Raw genomic sequence first — 8,491 nt, forward strand, 5'->3', positions numbered from 1 at the left:
CTACCGCTGCAACAATAAAATAAGCTTATTTGAATGCAGTACCGCTAAAGTTTAATTTACCTCCTTAACAGATACATATTAAGGAGAACTAATTATGAATGTTTCTCAAAGCATTTTAAAATGTTTTACGCCATTTTACATACAACATTCATCGAATAATCGTCATCATTTCATTTACAGAGTTATGAATATATTATGGTTACCTAAAGTCCCGAATACTATTGTATAGTTGTAAGAACTACACAATAGTATTTATCAGGTCATCGCCAGTTATTTACCAAGCATTCCGCTAAGCTTTTTCCTTTTGCTTTTTCCCTCTGTTTCAAAGTAGCCGTTACTGTTTCCATAACCATACCCATAGCCATAACTATAGCCGCCACCATATCCATAGCGGCTTTGCGACTTCACATCGTTTAAAATAATGTACAGATTATTAATCTTCTTATTTTCATACATATCCTGAACGATATATAATTGATTTTTTAAAGTAAATCTTTGGCGCACCACATATAAACAAACATCTGCAAACTTCGATAAGATTTGCGCATCACTAACCAAACCTACCGGCGCTGAATCAATAATAACATAGTCGAAGTGTTTTTTTACAAATGCAAAAAAATCATTCATTTTCGGGTTCATAAGCAATTCGGTTGGGTTGGGCGGAACAGTACCTGCACCCACCACAAAAAAGTTTTCTTGTACACCGGAAGGAATAATGATTTTTTCAACATCTATATCAGAAATCAGGTAATTAGTAATGCCCGCACCTTCAGGCAGATCCAGGTATTTAAAAACCTTTGGCTTTCTCAGGTCGAAATCAATAAGAAGTACTCTGTTATCCGCTAAGGAGAGCACATTGGCAAGGTTGAGGGAGGTAAAAGATTTTCCTTCGCCGCCCATGCTTGATGTAATCATTATAACATTCTGGTCTTTACCTCTGAGAACAAATTGCAGATTGGTTCTCAACGTTCTGAATTGCTCTGCAAGCAACGCGCGCGACGTGTTATGGGTTACAATCATATCGGGCGAAGTTCTATGACCTAATTCAGCCAGTACAGAAACCTTTGTCTTTTTAGTTACATCTTCCCTGGACAGTATCCTGGTATTTAAAATACTGCGTATATAAATAATCATTGCAGGAATAAATAACCCTAAAATAAGGGCAGCAATATAAACGATTGCTTTATTGGGTGAGACAGGCTCTGCAAGTGCTTTCGGTTCATCTATTACGGTTGCTTTTGCCATATTTGAAGACCGCGAAATAGCCACTTCCTCGCGCCGTTGTACTAAAAACAGGTACAATGCTTCTTTAATTTTTTGCTCTCTTGCAAGTTCCAGATACCCTTTCTCAACGTTGGGCGCAGTAAAAATCTGGGAATTGAGAGAGCGGTCATTGGTTTGCAGGTGCGATTTTGTTTCCGTTATACTTGCCTGCGAGCTCGAAAGATTATTGATCATATCCCTTCTGAGATTCGAAAGTTGCATATCAATATTCTGGAGTAATGGGTTTGTATCCGGATAGTTGAGGCTTACCCTGTCCCGCTCAATCATTAGAGTGTTGTACTTGCCAACGAGCTCTGTAAAAGTGGGATCGGAAGTTACCAGGTTAGAAGGAACTATTCTTTTATTGTTTCTTTCATCCTGAAGATACTCTTTAAGATTTTTAATAATGGCAAGTTGTAATTCTAATTGATTGCCAAGCTTAAAATTCTCATCATAAGTACTCGCCATTAATTGCGCCTGTACATCCGGGCTGATAATCTTGTTGTTACCTTTATATAATGCAATCTGTTTTTCTACGTTTCCCAATTCGCCGGTTACTATACCAAGCCTTTCATTAATAAAACTTAGGGTGCTATCTGCTATTTGGTTACGCTGCTCCAGGCTCGACCGCAGGTAACGCTGGATAAAGTAGTTTAAAATAAATTCTCCCTTCGAGGGTACCTTAGAGGTCATTGATAAATCAATAACATTGGCCTTATCATCCGGCACGGTTATCACCAGGTTCTTTTGATAAGCGGCTGTGGCATTGTCATAAGAGGTAATCTGGAAAAAAAACTTATCCTCATTGTCTTTATCAATTTTAATGTATTTATTTCTGTTTATATAAAAAACAAATTTATTATAGTGGACAGTATCACCGTATGTACCTGTTACAACCTGCTTATCTTTTGAATCAAATAAAGCATAAGAAGTAGGATTAACTTCTTTCCAGTGCAATGTAAAAGGTGCTATGGAATCGCGCATAGCAACCAGATGTACACTGTAAGGTGTTTTCTCAAACGTCTCAATCGTTCTGATATCTTCCTTCTTGTAATAGCTGACATTTAGTTGCAGGTCTTTTACAACTCTGTACATCAGGCTACGGGTTAGCAATATCTCTTCTTCGTTATTTACCGTGCTGGCCATGCTAAAGGCGCCGCCCAAATCCTGGAAAATACCCGAACTCGCCGATAAAGATGAGGAGCCCGAACTGCCTCCACTCTGGTCTTCTACCATAATGCCTGCATTTACCTGGTAAACAGGTTCGGTATACCGTACGTATAGAAACGCAAGCACAAGCATTAGTACCAATCCCAGCACAAAATAATACCAGTTGGCTATAATATTTCCGATTACCTTTTTTATATCAAAAATATCAGCATCATCTGTGTGTGAGATTGATCCGTTACTTGCAGCTCCGTTACCATTTAAATTGTATTCCATTTGGAGATTTTATAAAAGTTTAGTTCTGAAAAGTAAAACGAGGAGGAAAGAAAGTGTGGTTGTTAAAATAGCAAAATTCCTGGTTCTGTATGCATCCGTGTTTATCAGTTTAGCCCTGCTTGGTTCTACATATACCAGGTCGTTTTCTTTTAAATAGTAATATGGCGATTGTAAAATTTTTTCCGAATTCAGATTTAGTCTTACCAAATGCTTTTTGTTATCTGAAGAATCCCTTACCAATAATACGTTTTCTTTTTTACCATATATTGTTATATCACCTGCCAGGCTGATAGCATCAAAAATAGAAACCTGGTCTGTTTGAATAATATAACTACCCGGCTTTCCAACTTCGCCCAAAACAGTGACTTTATGGTTCAAAAAGGACAGATTGAGGGTAAACGTCTTATAAAATATAGCATATTTCTCGCGCAGCACTTCTTTAGCTTCATCTATTGTTAAATCAACCAGCCGTACTTTACCTATCAGCGGTGCTTCAATCGTACCGTTTTTATCTACGGTAAATGAAGTGCCACTTGGCGGAGGACTTAACTGAGCTGTTTGGCTGGAGAAGGGAACACCACCGGATACGGGCGACTGGTACAAACTACTTAACTGATCAAGCGGAACAACACTCAAAGACAACATATCGCCATACTTTACCTTTGGTACGTTGTATGGCGAAACGGTATTAACTACAGTATCAACAGTGTTAGGTACATCCATAAAATAAGAAGCCGTATAAACCCTGGCACACGAACAAAAAAGCAACATTGATAATATTACTGGTATAAAAGCTTTCAGGTTTAAAGAACGTTGAGAAAATTTTGTCATTAGAAATTTTTGATAAAGATGGAATTATTATTAATGCAGGTTGGTTATAATCAAAAAGTTCGTTTACTACTTTTTTACAGTGCGTTTTGCCATTGTGAAATTAGTATTCATTTGTATGGAGTATATAGAAATAATAAAAAATTATGATTTTCATTGTAGCCGGTAAATACATATATCAAGTTTATTGAATTATACAGCTTCGCTTCTCTCAGTTATATAGCTCCGCTTCCCTCAGTCACATGGAGAATGGCTAAGTTTGTTAATTAGTTTATAATACTCACCCCGGGCGACACCCATGCAGATCTTGTCTTCCGGCTGGCCAGCATATTTATCTTTCACTCTTATTTTCTTATGAAATTTGTAGTTAGTTTTTAGATGATGCATGTATTTTATTAGAACCTGAAAACTTAATATCGTTTTATAAATTCTTTTATTATGCTTTTACAAGATATAGTGTTTAGTGATTGAAAAAATCTTTTACCGAGCAGCATTTTGCCGTAAAAAATATAAAGTAAAATAAATACTAATTTTTTTAAATACAAAAAATAAATAAGTATCTGCATTTTCTCCTTAAAATAACTACTCCTTCTCTTTTCAACTTTCTCTTAATAGCATATTTTCTCTTTTCTACCAAAGCCATATCCTCATATTACATCAATATAAATAGGTATATTGTACCATTATATATAATCCATTATATTAATACAATCCACACAAATTTCGCTTCAAATGACAGGCTCATCATTTAAAATCCACTTTGATCAGCTTTTAAAAATATACCTCCAAAAGCTCTATCTCTTTATCAATTGCTTTATTAGTAGCAATATGAAGCATGTAATTGTTGTGAATGGCAATATTTTTAATAAACCAGCATTTTTTACCTGTTTTCGTTTTATTGTTATCAATATTAATATACTTCAAAGGCAAGCTCAATCCTCCGCCATCTGCCTTGATTACCGCCTCTTTTGCTGTCCAGTAATGATAAAACCAATAGCTTGAATTTTCAGAATTAATGATTTTATTCCATTCTGCAGCCGAAAATACTTCTCTAAAATCGCTGATAGATACAGGTTTCATTTCTTCTATATCCACTCCTATTTTGCCCTGAAAAGAAAGGGCACAAACTGCAAAACAACCCGAATGGGAGATGTTAAAGTCGGGCGTATTTGTGAGGTAAGGACGTCCGTAACCTGTATATTTCAATTGAAGTAAATCTGTACTTAATCCGGCCTCTCTTAAGCTCTTTATTAGCAAGAGCTTGCCGTAAAGACCCGCATGCTGGTCTTCCCATTTTTTAAACCGCATTATTTGTTGCTCAAGGGCTGGCGGTAACAGGTTGAGATATGCAGAAAAGGCTGAATGGCTCAACTTTTTGCTATAGCTTGAAAAATACACTTTAATCATTCGTTCTCAAAGGTCGCAATGTAAAAATAGCAATGTTGGGAATAGGGCTTCGCAATTTTTTTATTTTATAGAGATTATTACAACACCAATTTAAACAGCAGGAGCTTTTAGCTTTTCAGCAATTTGAACAGCGCCTGGCGCATGAAACATGGTTTTATGATCTCCTTCAATAGTGTACAACTCCACCTCACCGGTAAAATGATTTGACCAGCCCATGTAAGGATCGTCGCTTACTTCCGATGTTCGGATGTTTGACCGGAACAGTAAGACCTTGCCGTTGTAGGGCTTTGCCGTATACAGGTTTTTGCCTATCAGATAGCCAGTTGTTTCGGGCAGGTTTTTAAGTTTGCGGTCTATCGCTTTGGAGGTTCGCCTTTTTAGTTTTCTAATCTTCCGGTATATAAATCCATAAAACAAAGATGCTTTTTCTTTTACCGGGTAATTTTTCAACCCATCAAGGTAGTATTTAAGCCTTTCCTTATAATCAACAGGCTTGAAAGCTGTGGGGAAATAAAATTCAAATAAGGCTAAAAAAGTAACTTTATCACCTTTAGCAGTCAGTTGCTGAGCCATTTCCAATGCCACTTCTCCAAAGCCGCAATATCCGCCCAGGCAATAGGGACCTTCCGGCTGTATTTTTTTCATTTCCTGTACATAATAAGCAGCAATACTTTCAACACTTTTATATGGATAAGGTATAAAGAAATAAAACGGCTGATCTTTATCCAGTGCACAAACAACTTTATCGTAAACAGAAAACCCCGGCGACATAAAGAAGAAGGGGACTTTTGTTCCCCTGCTATTGATGGTTATAATAGATTGTGCTGTCCCGCTGGAGCCTGTTGCATTGTGCTGGCGTTTTGCCGTACCTGCAGCCAGGCGTTCGTTTATTACACCGGCTAATGCTTCAATAGTCTGATGAATGAAAAAATCGTTGGGTTGTAAGTTATATCCTGCACGCCGGGCCTGGCTAACTACCTGAATGGCTTGTATAGAAGTGCCGCCTAAATCAAAGAAATTATCGTGTATGCCCAGTTGTTTAATATGAAACAACTTCTGCCATATATTTACCAGTTTTTGCTCTATTGCTGTACGCGGCGCTGCATATTTGTTCAATACTTCGCTCATATCCGGCTCGGGCAAGGCTTTCTTGTCTATTTTTCCGTTGGAGGTCAATGGAAAAACTTCCACCTGTACCAGTATAGACGGCACCATGTAATCCGGCAGCTTTCCCTTTACATACGCTATAATTGCTTTACGGTCAAAAGTGCCGTTTGGTACAATATAAGCCACCAGCCGCTTATTACCATCCTTATCCTCCTTAGCCAGCACTACCGCCTGGCTCACCAATTCACATTGATGCAGTACATTCTCTATTTCTCCCAACTCAATCCGGTACCCTCTGATCTTCACCTGATCGTCGAACCTTCCTAAAAACTCTATATTTCCGTCGGTGCGCCACCTTCCCAGATCGCCGGTTTTATACATTCTTGCGCCTTGCTCACCTGCAAAAGGATCTTCAACAAACTTAGTTGCAGTAAGTTCAGGACGGTTTAAATAGCCCCGCGCCACCTGTACGCCACCTACACATATTTCCCCTGCTGTTCCCACAGGGCATAAATCACCTGCCTTGTCCAAAATATACACCTTTACATTGGAGATGGGCTTACCTATCACAACTACCTGATTATCCTTTATAGGATCGTCCGACATACTTACACATACCGTATTTTCAGTAGGGCCATATCCATTTATCAACCGTATTCCCTTTGTCTGTAAATATCTTCCTGTTGTTGCATTTAATGCTTCCCCGGCAGATATGATGGTCCTGATAGTTCCCAGGTTGTCTTTAACAAGAAGCTGGTAGGAAGGCGGCAGCGTAACCACTTCTACCTTATGCTTACAAACCAGCTTTTCAAATTCTTCTGCAGCTAAAAGATCTTTTTTTTGTGGCAAAACAAGGCAGCCGCCACTCAATAAGGTTGTAAATATTTCAGAGCAGGAAGCATCAAACCCAAAGGAAGCAAATTGAAGCATTTTCGTTCCCGGCTTTAATCCAAACCCTTCTGCCTGGCTCAAAGAGAGGTTTACCAATCCGCCATGCTCAATCATTACACCTTTGGGCTTACCGGTTGAGCCGGAAGTATAAATAATATAAACTAATTGATGAGCTTTGCTGCGGATGGTTATATTGGTGGCAGGCTGCTGCCGGATAACAGATAATTCTTCATCCAGTTCAATAATATCCATACTTCCCGAATACTGTAAACGCGATTTGGTTGTACTGCTGCTTACCGCTATTGCAGCCTTGGTATCTTCCAGCATAAACTGTATTCTTTCTGCCGGATAATCCGGATCAACAGGCACATAAGTACCGCCGGCTTTTAATATCCCCAAAATGCCTATAATCATTTGCGGAGACCGCTCTATACAAATAGGCACAAGGGCTTCCGCCGTTACACCTTTACTTCTTAAGTAATGTGCCAATTGGTTAGCATACTCATTAATGGCTTTATAGGTCAGTTGTTGCTCTTCAAACGTTACAGCCACTGCCTGTGGAGTAAGGGCTGCCTGATTTTCAAACAGATCTATAACTGTTTTATCAAGCGGATAATCAACTGTTGTATTATTAAATTCTTTCAGCAGCAAATGTTTCTCTTTCGCCGTTAATTCCGACAAAGCTTCGGGCAAATCGGTAGTAAGCGGATTGTCAAACATATCTTTCATAAGCAGATTTCAACTTTTACACACATTTTTACCAAATCTCCAGTATATACTGAAATAAAATCAGGTTTATGGCTATCTAACCACTTTAGTAACAATAAATATACAATATATTTTAGTGATTGATTTTTCAAGTCACTGCCTATTTCGCAGGCCTCAAAAAGGCTACTAAAATATTCATCTTTTTTTATTAACCAAATTTTGAATCTTGCCGAAAATTTTTGTCTTTTCCGACTTTTCTTTTAAATTTCGAATTTAAAATATTTGGTATATAAATTGGGTGTGTATGTTTGCAGGAACATCTCTAAGATAAATACGATAAATTTACATCTATTTTCAGCTAATGAACATACAGTATTGATCGGGTTAAGAGGAGAAGTGGATGTACAATAACTAAACTATAATAACCGATAATGGTTATATACTTGCCGGGTGTAAATCATGTTGCATAATAGTTATTTGGATACAAATACCTTAACACAATGTTAAATAACCAAAATGTTTGTAAAAGGCAAAGACTTTAAAAAAAATTCTATACTTTTAATAAGGCAGCGTTTTATATCAGCTAATCTGTTTATTTGCCATTTCAACAATAAACCATGAAAACTCTAAAAAGACCATTAGTAATAGTCTCCACCCTAATTACAGTAACACTGCTTTTATCCTGGAGGTATTTTGGCACTGAGGATGCAATGTCAGCCGCATCCCAATCTTACAGTAATGAGCTGACAGATGAAGCTTTGCTGGCGTTTATGGCGGAGAGCGGAGGTGATGGTGCCCTGCAGCAGTTGGATGTGCCGCCTGCTGCCGAGGACGTGCTGGTACA

At 38.0% G+C, this 8,491-nt stretch carries 5 protein-coding genes; 1 reads left to right on the plus strand and 4 read right to left on the minus strand.

Annotated elements, in window-relative coordinates; translation table 11 throughout:
- Nucleotides 1-270: 270 nt before the first annotated feature.
- From FC093_RS12295 to FC093_RS12310, 4 genes are all read right to left on the minus strand, one after another.
- On the minus strand, nucleotides 271-2,706 hold the full coding sequence (locus FC093_RS12295) for a GumC family protein (protein WP_137262090.1): 2,436 nt from the start codon (nucleotides 2,704-2,706) through the stop codon (nucleotides 271-273).
- A 9-nt stretch (nucleotides 2,707-2,715) separates the two neighbouring features.
- Nucleotides 2,716-3,537 (minus strand): polysaccharide biosynthesis/export family protein, encoded by an 822-nt coding sequence (locus tag FC093_RS12300; protein ID WP_137262091.1) that lies wholly within the window; start codon nucleotides 3,535-3,537, stop codon nucleotides 2,716-2,718.
- A gap of 768 nt (nucleotides 3,538-4,305) precedes the next feature.
- On the minus strand, nucleotides 4,306-4,941 hold the full coding sequence (locus FC093_RS12305; protein WP_137262092.1) for a 4'-phosphopantetheinyl transferase family protein: 636 nt from the start codon (nucleotides 4,939-4,941) through the stop codon (nucleotides 4,306-4,308).
- A gap of 90 nt (nucleotides 4,942-5,031) precedes the next feature.
- Nucleotides 5,032-7,668, minus strand: coding sequence for a non-ribosomal peptide synthetase (locus FC093_RS12310; protein WP_137262093.1), 2,637 nt, complete (start codon nucleotides 7,666-7,668; stop codon nucleotides 5,032-5,034).
- Between the two features lie 596 nt (nucleotides 7,669-8,264).
- On the opposite strand from FC093_RS12310, the gene FC093_RS23770 reads away from it, so the two are divergent.
- Nucleotides 8,265-8,491, plus strand: a 227-nt coding sequence (locus tag FC093_RS23770; protein ID WP_170971072.1) for a hypothetical protein, incomplete at its 3' end; no start/stop codon positions are given.

The sequence above is a fragment of the Ilyomonas limi genome, assembly GCF_005233845.1.
Taxonomy (GTDB): Bacteria; Bacteroidota; Bacteroidia; order Chitinophagales; family Chitinophagaceae; genus Ilyomonas; species Ilyomonas limi.

Bases quoted from the DNA above. Each gene is read 5' to 3' on its own strand.
- FC093_RS12295 (WP_137262090.1), bottom strand. From the start codon at position 2,706: ATGGAATACAATTTAAATGGTAACGGAGCTGCAAGTAACGGATCAATC.
- FC093_RS12300 (WP_137262091.1), bottom strand. From the start codon at position 3,537: ATGACAAAATTTTCTCAACGTTCTTTAAACCTGAAAGCTTTTATACCA.
- FC093_RS12305 (WP_137262092.1), bottom strand. From the start codon at position 4,941: ATGATTAAAGTGTATTTTTCAAGCTATAGCAAAAAGTTGAGCCATTCA.
- FC093_RS12310 (WP_137262093.1), bottom strand. From the start codon at position 7,668: ATGAAAGATATGTTTGACAATCCGCTTACTACCGATTTGCCCGAAGCT.